General features: G+C 55.7%; 14 protein-coding genes. 12 read left to right on the top strand and 2 right to left on the bottom strand.

Features of this window, described 5'->3' with window-relative positions; all coding sequences use genetic code 11:
• Positions 1–50: 50 nt before the first annotated feature.
• The gene (locus AAC599_RS03790) at positions 51–722 is read right to left on the bottom strand and encodes a TetR/AcrR family transcriptional regulator (RefSeq protein WP_340149074.1); all 672 of its coding nucleotides are present in this window, start codon (positions 720–722) and stop codon (positions 51–53) included.
• Positions 723–897: 175 nt separating this feature from the next.
• Here AAC599_RS03790 and AAC599_RS03785 point away from each other — a divergent pair, with 175 nt between their 5' ends.
• Positions 898–1,893, top strand: a complete 996-nt coding sequence (locus tag AAC599_RS03785; protein ID WP_340149073.1) for an ABC transporter substrate-binding protein — start codon at positions 898–900, stop codon at positions 1,891–1,893.
• 87 nt (positions 1,894–1,980) lie between these two features.
• Here the strand turns inward: AAC599_RS03785 and AAC599_RS03780 are convergent, their stop codons facing one another.
• Positions 1,981–2,940, bottom strand: a complete 960-nt coding sequence (locus AAC599_RS03780) for a LysR family transcriptional regulator (RefSeq protein WP_340149072.1) — start codon at positions 2,938–2,940, stop codon at positions 1,981–1,983.
• A gap of 109 nt (positions 2,941–3,049) precedes the next feature.
• On the opposite strand from AAC599_RS03780, the gene AAC599_RS03775 reads away from it, so the two are divergent.
• The 11 genes from AAC599_RS03775 to AAC599_RS03725 form a co-directional block, all read left to right on the top strand.
• On the top strand, positions 3,050–3,919 hold the full coding sequence (locus AAC599_RS03775; protein WP_340149071.1) for an ABC transporter permease: 870 nt from the start codon (positions 3,050–3,052) through the stop codon (positions 3,917–3,919).
• Entirely contained in the window at positions 3,916–4,701 is a 786-nt protein-coding gene (locus AAC599_RS03770) for an ABC transporter permease (protein ID WP_340149070.1), read from the top strand. The genes AAC599_RS03775 and AAC599_RS03770 overlap by 4 nt, the downstream gene beginning before the upstream one ends.
• A 40-nt stretch (positions 4,702–4,741) precedes the next feature.
• Positions 4,742–5,881 carry an extracellular solute-binding protein gene (locus AAC599_RS03765; protein WP_340149069.1) on the top strand — a complete coding sequence of 380 codons (1,140 nt, stop codon included), beginning with the start codon at positions 4,742–4,744 and terminating at the stop codon, positions 5,879–5,881.
• 66 nt (positions 5,882–5,947) lie between these two features.
• Positions 5,948–7,033 (top strand): ABC transporter ATP-binding protein, encoded by a 1,086-nt coding sequence (locus AAC599_RS03760; RefSeq protein ID WP_340149068.1) that lies wholly within the window; start codon positions 5,948–5,950, stop codon positions 7,031–7,033.
• A complete protein-coding gene (locus AAC599_RS03755) occupies positions 7,030–8,388 on the top strand; it encodes an aspartate aminotransferase family protein (protein ID WP_340149067.1) in 1,359 nt (452 codons plus the stop codon). Before AAC599_RS03760 ends, AAC599_RS03755 begins: the two co-directional genes overlap by 4 nt.
• 42 nt (positions 8,389–8,430) lie before the next feature.
• Positions 8,431–9,453, top strand: coding sequence for a histone deacetylase family protein (locus AAC599_RS03750; RefSeq protein WP_340149066.1), 1,023 nt, complete (start codon positions 8,431–8,433; stop codon positions 9,451–9,453).
• The gene (locus tag AAC599_RS03745) at positions 9,450–10,550 is read left to right on the top strand and encodes an FAD-binding oxidoreductase (protein ID WP_340149065.1); all 1,101 of its coding nucleotides are present in this window, start codon (positions 9,450–9,452) and stop codon (positions 10,548–10,550) included. The genes AAC599_RS03750 and AAC599_RS03745 overlap by 4 nt, the downstream gene beginning before the upstream one ends.
• A gap of 141 nt (positions 10,551–10,691) precedes the next feature.
• Positions 10,692–11,774, top strand: coding sequence for an efflux RND transporter periplasmic adaptor subunit (locus AAC599_RS03740; protein WP_340149064.1), 1,083 nt, complete (start codon positions 10,692–10,694; stop codon positions 11,772–11,774).
• Between the two features lies 1 nt (position 11,775).
• Entirely contained in the window at positions 11,776–14,865 is a 3,090-nt protein-coding gene (locus AAC599_RS03735; RefSeq protein ID WP_340149063.1) for an efflux RND transporter permease subunit, read from the top strand.
• Positions 14,866–15,064: 199 nt separating this feature from the next.
• Entirely contained in the window at positions 15,065–16,054 is a 990-nt protein-coding gene (locus AAC599_RS03730) for an AraC family transcriptional regulator ligand-binding domain-containing protein (protein ID WP_340149062.1), read from the top strand.
• Positions 16,055–16,380: 326 nt separating this feature from the next.
• Positions 16,381–16,911, top strand: a 531-nt coding sequence (locus tag AAC599_RS03725; RefSeq protein WP_340149061.1) for a hypothetical protein, incomplete at its 3' end; no start/stop codon positions are given.

Genomic DNA, 16,911 nt, shown 5'->3' with positions numbered 1-16,911 from the left:
TGGAAATGTGGCTCTCAAACATTTCCAGACAGCCTTGTTTTACTCCTCGTTTATCGAACCACGGCGTCGGTTATCAGCCTGATAACATGCGCCTTTCGCTCGGAAATTTTGTCTTGCGTATCCAACTTATGTCCGAAGATCGCCGACAGCGTGTAGATATTGCTGAAATAGAAAAAGCCGAGGCCCGCGATGGACATATAAAGCTGCTCGGGATCGAGGTCGCTGCGAAACACACCTTCCTTCTCCCCCCTTTTCAATATCCGTTCAATTGCTGATATCAGCGGTGAATGCAAAATCTCAAGGTCCTTGATATCCTTCATATGACGGCCTTTATGCACATTCTCATCAATGAGCATCGCCGTGAAGTCCCGGTTTTTTGCGGTGTAGTCGAAAGAAAATTCAACAAGCTTCTGTATAGCCTTAAGCGGTGGCAAGGTATCGAGCTTCAGCCCCTGCTCCCGCTTGCGGATTTCAAGATAGATACTTTCAAGAACATGCCGGTACAGCTCATCCTTGTTGCCAAAGTGATGATAGACGAGCTGCTTGTTCACGCCCGCGCGCTTTGCGATTTCATCCACACGCGCGCCCTCAAGGCCGCGGTTGGCAAACTCCTTGCGCCCGGCCGCCAGCAGTTTCTTGCGTGTCGCGCCCGGCACACGCCTCTTCGTCACCTTCTCGTCTTCCGCCAACGCTTCTGCCTGAGCCGCTGATACTTTGGCCATCTTCCCTCTAAATCAACCAAACAGTTGGATATATATTGACTTCCATTATGACATAGATAACATTATTGCACGATCTGACAACTTAATTTGACCACAGCGACTGTATTTGAGTGCCCGTGGCCGCCTGAGACTGTTTAGCCGTACCCGTTAAGCATTTCTACAACAGGAGAGAGCGATGAAGAAACTTTTAAAAACATGTATTGCTGGCGCAGCGCTTATGGGCATGTCCGCTACTGCCGGTTGTGCAGCGGAGGCAAACCTGATCCTGAACTGGACGCCGGGTGCCGACCACGCCCCCATATATTACGCCATTGAACAGGGCTGGTATGCCGATGCCGGTCTCGACCTGACGGCGAATAGTGGTAAAGGCTCCGGCCTCGCCGCGCAGACAGTCGGTACCGGCGCATCGGAATTCGGCATCGCCGAGCTGGGCACGGCATTTGTCGCCAAATCGAAGGGCGCGGACTTGACTGCCATCATGGTCCTCTATGCGAACTCGCCGCTTACTCTCTACTGGAAAAAATCCTCGGGCATGAAGGGGCCGAAGGATTTTGCCGGTCATACACTCGGCAACCCTCCGGGAGATGCCGCGCGCGTTCTCTGGCCGGCTTTTGAGAAGGCCGTCGGCCTTGAACAGGGATCGGTGAGCTTCGTCAATCTCGCGCCTCCTGCGAAGAACCCGTCTCTCGCCGCCGACCGGGTTGATATCATCAGTGAGTTCTATAACGGACATGATGCGAAGGTTGCCGCCTTTGGGGATGATCTGGCACATCTCCGCTGGAGCGAGTATGGCATCAACCCCTATGGCAACTCCTTTATCGTCAATACCGCCTATATGAAGGAAAATCCCGAGGCCGTCGCGACTTTTGTCTCGGTCACCCAGCGCGCCTACAGCGCTTGTGTCGAAGACCCGAAGCCATGCGTTGAAGCCCTGATGGCCGCGGCCAGCGGCCTTGATGAGAAAGCCATGTATGATCAATGGACCCGGGTCAAGGACCTGATGGCTGACAACACTACGACAACGGATGGGCTGGGCTTCTTCGACGGGGAACGGATCCAGGGCACCTACGATCTGATTGAAACCTATTTTGGCATGGAGAAACCGTTCGATCCGGCGGAATCCTATACGAATGAATATCTCGACGGCTCGCTTAAGATGACCGCGCAATAGGACGGCAGGCACCACCTGTGAAAAAGGCCGGTTGACCAGAAGTGTCTGCCGGCCTTTTTTGCAACCTTTTTCTGCTCGCCTGGGAATTTAACGGTAGGTGCGCTCACTGATATCGGTCCGCTCAATCCGCGCAAGGAGGGCCTCCAGAAAGGCCTGCTCGGCACGGTTCAGCTGCACCTTGGGATTCCAGACCACATAGACATCGATCTTCCGTACATCCTCGTAGGGCGGCAACTGCCATAGCTGGCCGTCCTTAATATCCCGGCGCACCACGTGAATGGGCAAAGGACCAATCCCGAGACCGGCGATAATCATCCGCCGTACTTCCTCCAGATGGGCGGATGTTCCGACGACACGGTCGCTCAGATGCGCCTCCGCCCGCATCAGGGTTACGGGCCGCAGGGCATCATCCATCTGGTCGGTGACGAAACTGACCGACGAATGCCCCGCGAGATCAGCAATGGTCAGGTTTTTCTTGCCGAACAGCGGATGCGAGGGGCCGCAGAAGAACCCGAAATATTCCTGAAACATACGCCGGTAGCGGAGCTTCGGGCTGCGGTCGTGAACCAGGCACACGGCCAGCGACGCGTGACGGGCAGTCAGATTCTCGATGGCATAGCGGCTTGCGGTCACATCGATGGACAAGGTTGCGTGAGGATGTGTCGCATGAAATTCAGTGAGGGTGTCATTGAACAACGGACTCACAACATGGCTGGCCATGGCGATCCGGACATGTCCCCTCACCTCATCCGTCACATCCCGCATCAGGGTGCCAAGCCTCAGGATGGCTCCATGGATTTCAATGGCCTCCCGCTCCAGCAGCTTTCCCGCCGCTGTCAGGCGGAAGTTTCCGGGCGAACGGTCAATCAAGCGTTTGCCGACCCTGCTTTCCAGCCGCTTTAGCGCACTCGACAGGGTCGGCTGCTTCAGGCGCAGAACCTCGGCCGCTTCTGTCAGACTTTTAGATTTTGCAATAACGATGAAGGTCCGGAGCAGGTTCCAGTCCAGTTCACGGGCGAGGCGTTCGATCGGGTCCGTCTTTTCCATAGTATATAAATTTCATCAATACTGAACATTGCCATTATCTATTTGATCAATACTAACCACTATGTAACGCTTTAATCCAGAAGATTTATTGAGGGTATGGGGAGACCTGATGACAATCGAGACGCGCGAAGCACGGCAACCATGGAAATTGCTGGCGCCCTCGCTGACAGCGATCACGCTGCTGCTCATTATCCCGCTCCTCTTCATCATCGTTTATTCATTCTGGCTGCGCACCTCGACCGGCGCGGACCAGGTCGGCTTCTATCTCGACAACTGGCAGGAAGCGCTGACCGATCCCTTTTACCGGGATATCCTTCTCTACACGCTTAAGATTGCGGCGATCACCACTATCGTTTGCGCCATTCTCGGCTATCCGGCCGCCTACTTTATTGCGAGATCCAAGGGCCACAAGGCCTTGCTGTTGCTCCTGCTCATGCTGCCATTCTGGATCAGCTATATCATCCGCACCATGTCATGGATCAATATTCTGGGCGTTTCCGGCGCCTTGAACACGCTGCTGATAACGCTCGGGATTACAGATGAGCCGATCCAGATGCTCTACAATCAGGTGACGATCGTCCTCGGGCTTGTGCATTTTCTGCTCCCCTTCATGATCCTGAACATCTATGTCAGTCTAGAAGGCATTGATACAACGCTGGAAGATGCCGCCCGGTCCCTCGGGGCAACGGGATGGCAGAGTTTTCTCGAGGTAACTTTGCCGCTTTCAATCGCGGGCCTCGCCGCCGGCGGACTGCTCTGTTTTGTCCTCGCCGCAGGAACCTATATCACGCCGATTATTCTCGGCGGTCCCTCCGATGCGATGTTCGCGAACCTTGTCTTCGAGGCCATTATCACCCAGCTCGACTGGCCTCTTGGCTCGGCCCTCTCCCTCATGCTCCTAGTCGTACTTGGCGCGCTGGTGATTGTCTATAACCATTTCCTCGGCATGGGGCAGCTAATGAAAGGATTGGGCAAATGAGCTGGATACTGCTTCGATTCTGGACATTCCTGGTCTATCTGTTCATGTTCCTGCCGATCGGCGTTGTCATCCTGCTGAGCTTCAATGCCAACCAATTCGGGGGCTTCCCCATTACCGGCTTCTCGTTCCGCTGGTTCATCAGGCTGGCGAACAATGACGCGATCCTGCGCGCCTTCGAGACATCACTTCTCCTAGGCGCTCTGACTGCCATCATCTCCACGACCCTCGGCGTTCTCGCCAGCCTGGCACTCATCCGCTACAAGGTGCCGGGACAGAATATGATCTCTACCCTATTGATCGCGCCGATCCTGGTGCCCGAGGTTGTTCTGGCGGTTGCCCTGCTCCTTTTCCTGAACGCACTGTCCATCAACAAGAGCTTTTTCCTGCTGCTGATGGGGCATGTGATTTTCACATTGCCATTTGTCGTTCTCGTTGTTCAGGCCCGGCTGGTGAACATTCGCCGCGACGTGGAGGAGGCGGCCATGAGTCTGGGTGCGAGTCCGCGGCAGACCTTCTTCCAGATCACCTTGCCGCTGCTGGCACCGGCCGTCTTTGCCGGCATGCTGTTCGCCTTCACCATCAGCTTTGACGACATCACCGGCACCCTTTTCTGGAAGCCGGGCGGTGTCGAAACCGTTCCGACACAGATTTTTGCCATGCTGCGCAACTCGATCTCGCCGGAGATAAATGCACTCGGCACCGTCATGATTTTCCTGACCGTCGGACTTCCGCTGATCGGAATTGCGATTGTCCGGAAAATGTCAACGAAAAGTGGTGGATAACCCACGGTCTTAAGAAATTTTACAACCCAGGAGGTATCAAATGGATAATTCGAAACGCTATGAAAGATTACTGGAACGCTACAATAACGGAGATTTGAGCAGACGCTCTTTCCTCGGCCTGATCGGTGCGGCAGGTCTCGCCTATGGCGTGGCCGCGCCGTATGCAAGACATGCCCTGGCGGCAACGGAGCAAGTCCGCTTCGACGGCTGGGGCGGTGTTGTTTCCGAGGCCTTCCGCAAATATGCGTTTGATCCCTACACCAAGAAGACCGGGATCAAGGTCGTTGACGGAACTTTCGGCAGCGGCGATGAGTATATTTCCCGTATCAAGGCAAGCCAGCCGGGCGAATACAACATTGCCCATCTGTCCGGGGTCTTCGACTATGCCCGTTACAACAATCTCGGCCTGACCAGCGAATTGAACGAGAAAAATATCCCGAACCTTGAGTTTGTCATTCCGAAGCTGACGAATGTGTTCCGCAAGGTGACGGACGGAACGCTGTCCTGTGTTCCCTACGATTATGGCACGACCGGGATTGCCTATAACCGCAAGCATATCTCGGACGATGAAGCCAAGGAAAAGGGGGCGAAGCTGCTGATCGACGAAAAGCTGAAAGGCAAGCTCGGCGCCTGGGGCGACTGGCGGACACGGATCTGGTACGGCTCCCTGCAGACCGGGCAGGATCCGAACAACGCAACGGATATGGACGCAGTCTGGGATGCCATTCGCACGAACCGCGACCTGCTGCTCAAATACTGGAGTTCCGGCGCGGAACTGATGAGCCTGCTCGCGGAAGAGGAAATCTACGCGACGGAAGCCTGGTCCGGACGGGTCTACGCCCTTCAGGAACAGGGGCATGACATCGGCTATATGGATCCGCCCAACGGGTTCGGCTGGCAGGAATGCCTGTTTGTGATCAAGGGTTCCCCCATGGAGGCCTGCGAGGAACTTCTGAACTTCATGCTGGCGCCGGAAACTTCCATAGCGGTGGCGGAAGGCCAGAATTATCCCCCGGCCCTCGATCCGAAAAAGGTCGAGCTGGGTGAGAAAATTCCAAAATTGCCGGCCTTTGATCCGACCGGCACGCTGGACGGCCTCACCTTTGCCGATCCGACCTACTGGAACGACCATGAACAGGACTGGTCAAAACAGTTCGGCCGTATCCAGAAAGGCTACTAAGCCCAGCTGCTCCCTGCCCGTCCCAGTGGGCAGGGAGCCCTTCATTCTCAGTCAAGGAGATTGTTCGTGAGTGTCGTCAGCCTAACAAATATCGTCAAGCGCTTCGGGGCCTTTACGGCCGTTCACCCCATGTCGCTGGAGATACCGGAAGGGAGTTTTATCACGCTTCTCGGACCGTCCGGCTGCGGCAAGACGACGACTCTTCGCATGATTGCCGGGCTTCTTGACCCGACCGAAGGGGACATTACCATCGGCGGCGAGCGGGTGAATGACCTCCCCATTCACAAGCGTAATCTCGGGATCGTGTTCCAGAACTATGCGCTCTTTCCCCACAAGACGATTGCTCAGAATGTCGCCTTCGGCCTTAAGTATCGGGACGTTTCAAAGGAGGAGATCAAAAAGCGCGTGAAAGACGCGCTAGAGCTTGTTCAATTACCTGATGTCGGCGACCGATACCCCGCGCAATTGTCCGGCGGACAGCAGCAGCGGATTGCCCTCGCCCGCGCGATCATCATCGAGCCCGATGTTCTGTTGCTGGACGAACCGCTCTCCGCGCTCGACGCAAACCTGCGTGAGGATATGCGGATCGAACTTAAGCGCATTCAACGACAGACCGGGATCACCACGGTATTCGTGACCCACGACCAATCCGAAGCCCTTGCCATGTCCGATCTTGTGATCGTCATGTCCGACGGCCGGGTTGAACAGGTGGGCCCGCCGGAGGAAGTCTACAACAATCCAGCTAGCGAATTCATTGCCCGCTTTCTGGGCACGTCCAATATTCTGAGCGCCCGCTGCACGGAGGTTTCGGAAAGTAGCGTCACACTGGATGTTCCCGAAATGGGCACAATTACCCTGCCCAAGAACCGGAGCCGGGACGTTCATAAAGCTGAGCAAGTCAAGCTCGTGATCCGTGCAGAAAAACTCAACCTGCGCCCTCAGGCTGCTACCGCGGACGATCGCTTTGCAATTGAAGGAACCGTCGAAACCGTTGATTATCAGGGGCAGGCCGCACGCTATTTCCTGCGTGTGGGAAGCATGCAATTGCAGGCCATCAACATGATTGAAAGCTCTCCTTTTTCCGTCGGCGAAACCGTCTCCATCCGTGTTCGACCCGAGGATTGCGTTGTCCTTCCCGGAGAGACAACATGACCGAACGACCCAAAAGCAACCTGTTCTATCAGACCCGGCTGCGCCGCCCCGCTCTGGCGCAGGCGCGGGGAATTTATATGTGGGACGTGGATGGCAAGCGCTATCTTGATGGGTCTTCCGGCGCGATGGTCTGTAATATCGGTCATTCGAACCCACATGTCCTGGAAGCCATGCGCCGACAGATGGAAAAATCGACCTTCGGCTATCGCCTTCATTTCGAGACAGAACCTTCCGAGCGGCTGGCGGCGAAAGCAGCGGCCCTCGCCCCGGACGGACTGGAAAAAGTCTTTTTTGTCTCCGGCGGTTCCGAAGCCGTGGAAAGCGCCGTCAAACTGGCCCGCCAATATGTCCTCGCCATCGGCGAAAGCCAGCGATACAAGATCATTTCACGGTATCCGAGCTATCATGGCAGCACCCTTGGCGCACTGGCCCTTACGGGCTATGCACCGATGACCGCGCCGTTCGATCCGATGATGCACCAGATGCCGAAAATTCCGGCGCCACGCGCCTATCTCGACGGGCTGGACATGACGCAGGAGGAAACCGGCCGCCATTATGCCGATATGCTTGAAGAACGCATTCTGCAGGAAGGGCCGGAAACTGTTCTCGCTTTTATTGTTGAGCCGGTCGGCGGCGCGTCTACCGGGGCACTGGTCCCGCCCGCCGGATATATGCAGCGTATCCGGGAAATCTGCGACCGCTACGGGATTTTGCTAATCCATGACGAGGTGATGACAGGCGGCGGTCGAACGGGACGCTTTTTCGCGGCGGAGCATTGGGATGTAGAGCCCGATATCCTCGTTATTTCCAAGGGATTCGCCGCTGGATATGCGCCGCTCGGCGCGATGATTGCGCATGATGCGATTGTCGAGCCGGTTCTGGCGGCCGGCGGATTTCAGCACGGATACACCTATGCAGGAAACCCGCTTGCCTGCGCCGCCGGGCTCGCGGTGATAGAGGAAATCGAGATACAGGGGATGATCGGTAACGCCACAAAAGTCGGCGACTTGCTCAAGTCCGAACTCGAAACACTCATGACACGCTACCCGTTTATTGGTGATGTGCGCGGCATGGGCCTGCTACTAGCGTTCGAACTGGTATCAGATCGCCAGAGCATGGCGCCGCTACCGAAAGAGCTGAATGCATTTCAAAGGCTGGTGGACATTGCCTATGACAACGGGTTGATCATTTATTCACGGCGCACCCGGGGCGGTCATAACGGCGATCATTTTCTCGTCTGCCCACCGATGATTGCAACGGCGGAAGATGTCGGTGAGATTATGGAACTCCTGGTCTCGGCCCTCGACGCCTTTGCGGCGGAAGCCGACCTGCCCGTTCATTCGAACGCCGCCTGACAATCATATACGTATCTATAGTCAAACTGACTGAGGGAAATCATGAAAGCAATTCTTGACGACCGGCAACGGGCCCATGACCCTAAAAATTTCATGTCCAGCGGCGTTGCGCATCCCAATCCCGAGCAGCCCCGGCGGATCGATGTCCTGAAAGAAGGCGCCATCGCCGCCGGATGCAAGGTGCAAACGCCAGAGGACCATGGCGCAGGGCCCATCGCCGCCATTCATACGGCTGAATATCTCCAGTTTCTCCGCAATATATATGAACGCTGGCGACGGATTGACGGCGCTTCGGAAGAGGTTATTCCCAATGTTCACCCGGACAGACGGCGCGCCAATTACCCAAAATCTGCCGTCGGTCAGGCCGGATATCATCAGGCTGACACCGCTTGCCCCATCGCATCCGGCACCTGGGAGGCCGCCTACTGGTCCGCGCAATCGGCCCTGACGGGAGCAGATTTCCTGCTGTCGGGGGAGAAGTCAGCCTATGCGCTCTGCCGCCCGCCCGGCCATCACGCCTTCAGCGATTATGCGGGCGGGTTCTGCTTCCTGAACAACTCCGCCATCGCCGCGGAGCATCTTCTCAAGGCCGGGAAAAAGCCGGCAATCCTGGATGTGGATGTTCATCACGGAAACGGGACACAGGGCATTTTCTATGACAGGGGCGATGTGCTGACGGTTTCCATTCACGCCGATCCGGACAGGTTCTACCCCTTTTTCTGGGGCGGCGCGCAGGAGCGAGGCGACGACGCCGGGCGCGGTTATAACCTGAACCTTCCCCTCCCGCGCGGAACAGGTGATGATGAATATCTGAAGACCCTCGAAAAGGCGTTCAAACGGATTCAGGCCTTTGGCGCCGACTGCATCGTGATTGCATTAGGCCTCGATTCATACGAAAATGATCCGCTTCAGGGGCTGTCAATCACGACACCCGGCTTTGCGAGGCTGGGGAGTGCAATTTCGACATTGGAACTTCCCACACTTCTGGTACAAGAAGGAGGGTATCTTTCCGATGAACTCGGCGAGAACCTGACGAGCTTCCTTTCCGGATTTCAGGGCCAATGACGACAACAAGCGACATTCTTGTTATAGGCGGCGGCATCGCCGGAACAAGCGCTGCTGCCGAGCTTTCTGCAGACGCCAGTGTGACCGTTCTGGAAACAGAGGCCACCATCGGATACCACTCCTCCGGCCGGTCCGCCGCGATCTTCATCCGCAATTACGGGAACGCCACCTTGCGCGCGCTTAATGCCGTGGCGGAACCCGTGCTGAAAGAACCCGAAGGGATTTCAGAAAACTCCCTGCTATCGCCGCGCGGTGAATTGATGTTCGCGGCGGAAGATGAGTTGGAGGCGCTGGAAAGCTATCTTGAAGGCGCCGAAGGAATGGAAAGAGTAAGTCCGGACGAGGCCGTGCAACTCGTCCCCATTCTGCGCCGGGACAAGATTGCCGCCGCCGCGATTGAGCGGAACGCTCAGGATATCGATGTCGACCGGATGCTGCAGGGATATGCCCGGCTTTTGCGCAAGCGTAAAGGCAGGATAATCACGAATGCACCGGCCAGAAAAATTACTTTTTCCGATGGTAACTGGAATGTCGAAACCCCCGCCGGTGACTTTCAGGCTCCCGTCCTGATCAATGCCGCGGGCGCCTGGGCCGATGTTGTTGCCGACATGGCAGGCGTTCGAAAAGTCGGCCTGTCACCGATGCGCCGGAGTGCCATCCTGCTCCCGTCCCCGCCCGATCACGACATTACAAACTGGCCCCTCTTTGTCACGGCGTCGGAACAATGGTACGCCAAGCCGGAGGCGGGAAAGCTGTTTGTCTCTCCGGCGGACGAGGATCCGGTTGAACCCCATGACGCCTGGCCCGACGATATGGTAATGGCCGAAGGGCTGGATCGCTTCGAGAAGGCGGTGACAGTCCCTGTGACCCGCGTCGAGAAAAGCTGGGCGGGGCTTCGCAGTTTTGTTGCCGATCGCACACCGGTTGTCGGTTTCGATGGCGAAGCAGACCGGTTTTTCTGGCTGGCAGGGCAAGGAGGCTATGGTATGCAAACGGCCCCCGCCCTCGCCTCGCTTAGCGCAGCGCTTTGCCTTGGAAGATCGAGCGCATTGCAGCCAAATACTATCTCCGCCTTAAGCCCAAAACGATTTTTGTAGCGATAAGCTGCACAATCAGCAATTGCGGCTATCCGCAGTCCCAACGGCACCAACAATTGAATTTGACGGTTGCCCGCAGAAAACATAAAATACTTTGGTCTGGTTCCAATTTGCGAGAACCGGAAACCGGGACATAATTGAATGAATAACAAAACATTCTGGGCAGTGTTGGTGATTGCCGCAGCCGCTGTCGGCGGCGGTTACTATTACCTCACGGAGCAGGGCATGAGTGCGGCCCCCGCCGCCAATGCGGCCAGCGCGACCACGGAAAAAGTCGTTACCGTTGAAGCTGAGAAAGTCACCATCGGACCTGTCGTCGAAGATATCCGGGCCGTCGGCACCCTGCAACCCAACGAAGCCGTCATCATCTCATCGGAAATCGCGGGACGGGTTGAGAAAATCCGCTTTGATGAGAGCGAGAATGTCGCGGCGGGGGATGCACTTGTGGAGCTGGATGACAGCATCCTGCGGGCGGAACTGACAAAGGTCAATTCCGACCTGACGCTTGCAAAAACCAATCTGGAGCGGGCCAACAAACTCGCCAATCAGGGCACCGGGACCTTGCGCGCCCGCGATGAGGCCGTCGCCGCCAATCAGGCCGCCGAGGCAAATCTCGCGCTGGCGCGGGCACGTCTTGAGAAAGCAACGATTACGGCCCCGTTTTCCGGCGTTGTCGGCCTGCGCTCCGTCAGCATCGGCGCTTATGTGACGCCGGGCGACCATCTTGTCCAGCTTGTCGATATAGATCCGATAAAAGTTGATTTCCGGGTGCCGGAACTAGCGCTGTCAAACCTGCGCCCCGGACAGGCCATCCGGGTCACGGTCGACGCCCGCCCCGGCAAGACATTTGACGGGGAAATCTATGTCATCGATCCAATCGTTGATGAGAACGGTCGCGCGGTCAGGCTCCGCGCCCGCATCCCGAACCCGGACCATATTTTGTTTCCGGGATTGTTCGCCCGTGTTCAGATTATCGTCAACCGCCGCGACAATTCGGTAATTGTCCCTGAATCCGCCATATTTGCCCGTGACCGCAAACATTATGTTTACACGGTCGTCGATAACCGCACGGTTCTGACGGAGATCGAGCTGGGGCAGCGTCTTTCTGGCTTGGCCGAAGTGACGAAGGGCCTGGATGGTGAGGCGGTTGTTGTCACCGCGGGTCATCAGCAGGTGAATAACGGTACCCGCGTCGAAATCATCAAGCTCGGCGCGGACAGCTAACATGAACATTTTCGAATTCTTTATTCGGCGACCGGTGTTTGCAACGGTCATGAGCCTGATCGTCATATTGATCGGTCTTGTGTCATATATGCAGCTGACGGTCCGGGAATATCCGAATATCGATGAGCCGATCGTCTCCGTTCGCACGGACTATCCCGGTGCCAGCGCGCAAATTATCGAAACACAGGTAACCCAGGTGCTGGAAGGATCCATTGCCGGCATCGAGGGGATCGAGATCATCAGTTCGAGCAGCCTGCCGGAGGAAAGCCGCATAACCGTGCGCTTCCGCCTCGGTGTGGATCCGGATGTCTCGGCAAGTGATGTGCGCGACCGTGTCTCGCGTGTCCGTGGACGGCTGCCGGCAGAGGTGTTGGAGCCCGTCATCGCCAAGGTCGAGGCGGATGCGCAGTCGATTATTTACCTTGCTTTTACCAGTGACCGGAACTCCCCGATCGAAATTTCCGATTACGCGGATCGGTATGTCCGCGACCGGCTGCAGAATATCCCGGGTGTCGCCGAAGTCCGTATCTTCGGCGAGCGGCGCTATGCCATGCGCATCTGGCTCGACCGGGCACGGCTTGCCGCCTACAAACTGACCGCGCAGGACGTCGAGGAAGCCCTGCGCCAGCAGAATGTCGAGGTTCCCGCAGGGCGCATTGAAAGCCTTGACCGGGAATTCACGGTGCTGTCACGCACCGGGTTGGTAACCCCGGAGCAGTTTGAGAAAATCGTGATCCGGGATATTGACGGCCTTCTGATACGGATCAAGGACGTTGCGCGTGTTGAGGTCGGACCGCAGGATGAGCGCCGCGTTACCCGGTTCAAGGGGGACAATGCCGTAATTCTGGGTATCGTCAAGCAGGCAACCGCCAATCCACTGGACGTGTCCAAAGCGATGCAGGAAGTCCTGCCGACGCTGACAAATGATCTTCCAGACGGAATGAGCGTGACCATTGCCTATGACAAGTCAACCTTCATCGACCGGTCGATCAAGGCAGTCTATGCGACCATTTCAGAGGCCGTCGCCCTCGTGGTCATCGTGATTTTCTTCTTTCTGCGCACATTCCGGGCGACGATCATCCCGCTGGTAACGATCCCTGTCTCGCTGATCGGCGCTTTCGCCCTCATGCAAATGCTGGGCTTTTCCATCAACACCCTGACGCTGCTGGCGATGGTGCTGGCAATTGGTCTGGTGGTCGATGATGCCATTGTCGTGCTTGAAAATATCCACCGTCATGTGGAGGAAGGCATGGCGCCGATCAAGGCCTCTATTGTCGGCATCAAGGAGATTTCGAGCGCCGTTGTGGCCATGACGCTGACGTTGGCCGCCGTATATGTGCCGGTCGCCTTTGCGCCCGGACGCACGGGCACACTGTTCACCGAATTCGCGCTGACTCTGGCCGGGGCAGTGCTGGTATCCGGCTTTGTCGCCCTGACACTCAGTCCGATGATGTGCTCCCGTCTTTTGAAAACCCATGAGAAACACGGGCGGCTCTATAATTTCCTGGAAAACGGCTTGCTGGCCCTGAACAATGGCTACAAGAAGGTTCTGGTCACAACGCTTCGGATACGGCCTGTTGTAGTCATCGTCGCCCTCCTTGTTGCCGGGTGGAGCTACTTCCTGCTGACGGGCCTCAAATCAGAGCTGGCGCCGATTGAAGACCGGGGCGTGCTCTTTACTGCGGGAAATGCCCCTGAAGGATCAACGGTAAATTTCACGGCGCGTTATGCCGAAGAGTTTGAATCCCTTCTCGACGAGATACCGGAAGTTCAGCATTATTTCGCGATCGTCGGCTCCCGCGCGGTGACGGAGCTAATCTCCTTTTCCCAGCTGACACCATGGGAAGAGCGGGAACGGACACAGATGGAAATCGTTCGCGGCCTACAACCCGAACTCAGCAAGATTACGGGGGTCCGCGCTTTCGCCAATAACCCCGGATCCTTCGGCCAGAGCGCCCGCAGCAAGCCGATTGAATTCGTTATCCAGACATCAGAGTCATACGAAACCCTGGATGATTATGTTCAGGCGTTTCTGGAAGAAGCGGAGAAATATCCGGGTCTCATGAATCTCGATAGCGACCTCCGGCTCAACAAACCGCAGCTTGATGTCGAGGTCGACCGCGAACGCGTCGCGGATACGGGCGCCGGTGTCCTAAATGTCGGGCGAACCCTTGAAACATTGCTCGGCGGGCGACAGGTAACCCGCTTCAACCAGAATGGCGAGCAATATGACGTTATCGTCCAGATGGCGCCCGATGACCGGCGGACGGCAAGCGACCTGAATGACATTTATGTCCGTGGGCGTGACGGCACGCCGATACAGCTTTCCAACCTTGTTTCCGTACGTGAAACAGTGGCCCCGAAGGACCTGAACCGCTTCAACCAGTTCCGCGCGGCGACGATCACCGGCAACATCGCGCCCGGCTACTCTCTCGGAGAGGGTCTGGATGCATTGGAGGCAACAGCAAGACAGGTTCTTCCCCCGACGGCACGCTACGATTTCGCCGGAGAGTCCCGCGAGTTCAAGGCAGCGGGGACAAGCCTTCTGTTCGTGTTCCTGCTGGCGCTGGGTTTCATCTTCCTCGTGCTCGCGGCCCAGTTCGAAAGCTTTGTCGATCCGCTGATCATCATGTTCACCGTGCCGCTTTCCATGACCGGTGCACTGCTAGCCCTCAATTTAAGTGGCGGGACGCTGAATATTTACAGCCAGGTCGGGCTGGTAACGCTCATCGGGCTGATAAGCAAGCATGGCATCCTGATTGTGCAGTTCGCCAACCAGCTTCAGGACGAGGGTAAATCCATTCATGACGCGGTGGTCGAGGCGGCCGCCCTTCGTCTCCGGCCGATCCTGATGACAACCGGCGCCATGGTGTCCGGGGCTATCCCCCTCGCCCTCGCGTCGGGTGCAGGAGCCGAAAGCCGGCAGGAAATCGGCTGGGTGATCGTCGGCGGCATGTCCTTCGGGACGGTGCTGACCCTGTTCGTGGTGCCGACGGCATACAGCTTGCTGGCCCGCGACAGGAAGAGGACGACTGCAGAAATACATAAGAATTCCAAGCCCTTAGAGGAACCAAAACCTCTGTCATCATAAGAAAATATCTTTATTTATTTAAATGCTTGATATCGAACATTTATCTTTTTTGTGTGCGAATAAATACTCACGAAAATACTCTCGAAAACCCTCATGTGAATAATATCAATTATTTAATTATATTTACTGAAAATTCATCTATACTGTATTTAAATAGGAATACATTGACACAATTCGAGATCCGTAACCGGAGCAAAGAATGGCTCAGCCAAAGTTTTCCATCGTTAGTGGTTGGCAGATACTGCTGAACGATCTTGGTTTATCCATTCAGGATGTGCTGGCGCAAGCGGAGCTTTCTCCGGAGCTGATCAACACTCAAAGACCTTCCCTTTCATTAGACGAATACTACCGTTTCTGGGAAGCTATGGTATTTCTGCATGGCGAGCCGGACTTTCCGCTGCTCCTTGGCAAGGCCTTAACAACAGAAGCGTTGAATCCATCCATGTATGCCAGCCTTTGCAGCCCAAACCTGAATGTTGCTTTGGAACGGCTGGCACGCTACACTCCTGACCTGACCCCTTGGTCCTTGTCGGTTACCAGAAACCATAAGAAGACCCGCGTTGTCGTACAAGGGTTACCGAACCACCCGCCACTGCCCTCCTCCCTTGTGGCGCTGGAGATGGTTTTCCTAGTTCAGTTTGCCAGAATAGCAACGCGCGAAGAGATCAGTCCGAAAGCCGTCTATCTATCCGTTCCCATTCCACAAGACTGGAAATATGAAGACTATTGGGGCGTCAAAATTGAGAAAGCCGACTTCAACGGCATCTCCTTCTATGCGGAAGATGCCCAAAAGTCGTTCCTGACGGCGAATGACAGTGTCTGGCACGCCTTTGAACCGGAACTCAGCAAGCATTTATCCGGTCAGAACAGCAATTCCCGCTTCGGAGATAAAGTCCGCGCCCATCTGGCAAAGGCCATTGCCTCCGGGCAACACACGATGGAGGACGTTGCGAGACATCTTGCAGTCAGCACCCGGACGTTGCAGCGGCGCCTTAAGGATGAAGGAACCTGTTTTCAGGATGAGCTGAATTATCTACGCGAAGAAATGGCACGCGACTATCTTTGCAATTCCTCCATTAGCACGTCTGAAATCGCCTTTGCCCTCGGCTATGAAGACGCCAACTCGTTCAGACGCGCCTTCCAGAGCTGGACCGGTCAGACCGTCCTCTCCGTCCGCGGAAAATCCTGAACCTCGCCAACAGCAAGACCTCTTGAAAAACAACCTTATAGGTTATTTCTTTGGCGTATATTGCCGCAAAATTGGCATCTTCTGCTAGTTACGCTTGTATTCAGTTGAACTAACATTCCTTCTGGGTTGGCATGCCCCAGGTGAGTATGGACATCGCCAATTCGACAACAGGCGGCAAAATAGAACAAATAAATTTGCGGTTATTTAATCTGACGAGAATGTTCAAAAGACAGGGAAATAATAAATAGAAATACAATAAAGTTTCAAGCTGCCGAATGTTTTCGCCGATTAAGACGTTGTCACTGTTTTATAGGCGGTATCAGAGTTTGTTTATTAATTATGTCACGGTAACGGATCAGGACGCTATCAATGTCCCGCCGGATTCAATTATTCAATTCCCTTTCGATCCTCAGGCAACGCTCACCTATGTAAAAAGCGCCGCCGATCTTATCATCACAGCATCAGATGGACAGATTATCCTCCTGAATGACTATTTCGCTGTCGGGGAGTCCGACAAAAATGTCGTCTTGAGGCTGGGAGAAAACGGTCCGCAGTTGTTGCCGGAAGATGTGATTAATGAAATTGAGTTTTTTAACTCAAATGCGGCCTCCCCCTGGGATTACGATACCTCCTCAAGCAGCGGCAATGCCAGTTTCACAAAATTTGTCCCCGGATCGCTGGAGAAAGGCCTGACAATTGAGGATCTTCTCGGGGCGACCAGCCTGAGCTTTCAGCAATTCGATCTGGAAGATGAAATAACGGGCTATACGATCTCCGGCCTCAATGATGCAATCGCGCTCGCCGCCGATATCTCCATCGACGGCGGCATCCTCTCCGCCTTCACCCCCGTCGACGGG

This window comes from uncultured Sneathiella sp., from assembly GCF_963976355.1.
Classification (GTDB): domain Bacteria; phylum Pseudomonadota; class Alphaproteobacteria; order Sneathiellales; family Sneathiellaceae; genus Sneathiella.
Note: the sequence above shows the minus strand (reverse complement) of the source record. Positions and strands in the feature narration are given on the sequence as shown.

Excerpts from the sequence above, each read along its gene's own strand:
- AAC599_RS03790 (WP_340149074.1), bottom strand. The coding sequence starts at position 722 with ATGGCCAAAGTATCAGCGGCTCAGGCAGAAGCGTTGGCGGAAGACGAG.
- AAC599_RS03785 (WP_340149073.1), top strand. The coding sequence starts at position 898 with ATGAAGAAACTTTTAAAAACATGTATTGCTGGCGCAGCGCTTATGGGC.
- AAC599_RS03780 (WP_340149072.1), bottom strand. The coding sequence starts at position 2,940 with ATGGAAAAGACGGACCCGATCGAACGCCTCGCCCGTGAACTGGACTGG.
- AAC599_RS03775 (WP_340149071.1), top strand. The coding sequence starts at position 3,050 with ATGACAATCGAGACGCGCGAAGCACGGCAACCATGGAAATTGCTGGCG.
- AAC599_RS03770 (WP_340149070.1), top strand. The coding sequence starts at position 3,916 with ATGAGCTGGATACTGCTTCGATTCTGGACATTCCTGGTCTATCTGTTC.
- AAC599_RS03765 (WP_340149069.1), top strand. The coding sequence starts at position 4,742 with ATGGATAATTCGAAACGCTATGAAAGATTACTGGAACGCTACAATAAC.
- AAC599_RS03755 (WP_340149067.1), top strand. The coding sequence starts at position 7,030 with ATGACCGAACGACCCAAAAGCAACCTGTTCTATCAGACCCGGCTGCGC.
- AAC599_RS03750 (WP_340149066.1), top strand. The coding sequence starts at position 8,431 with ATGAAAGCAATTCTTGACGACCGGCAACGGGCCCATGACCCTAAAAAT.
- AAC599_RS03745 (WP_340149065.1), top strand. The coding sequence starts at position 9,450 with ATGACGACAACAAGCGACATTCTTGTTATAGGCGGCGGCATCGCCGGA.
- AAC599_RS03740 (WP_340149064.1), top strand. The coding sequence starts at position 10,692 with ATGAATAACAAAACATTCTGGGCAGTGTTGGTGATTGCCGCAGCCGCT.
- AAC599_RS03735 (WP_340149063.1), top strand. The coding sequence starts at position 11,776 with ATGAACATTTTCGAATTCTTTATTCGGCGACCGGTGTTTGCAACGGTC.
- AAC599_RS03730 (WP_340149062.1), top strand. The coding sequence starts at position 15,065 with ATGGCTCAGCCAAAGTTTTCCATCGTTAGTGGTTGGCAGATACTGCTG.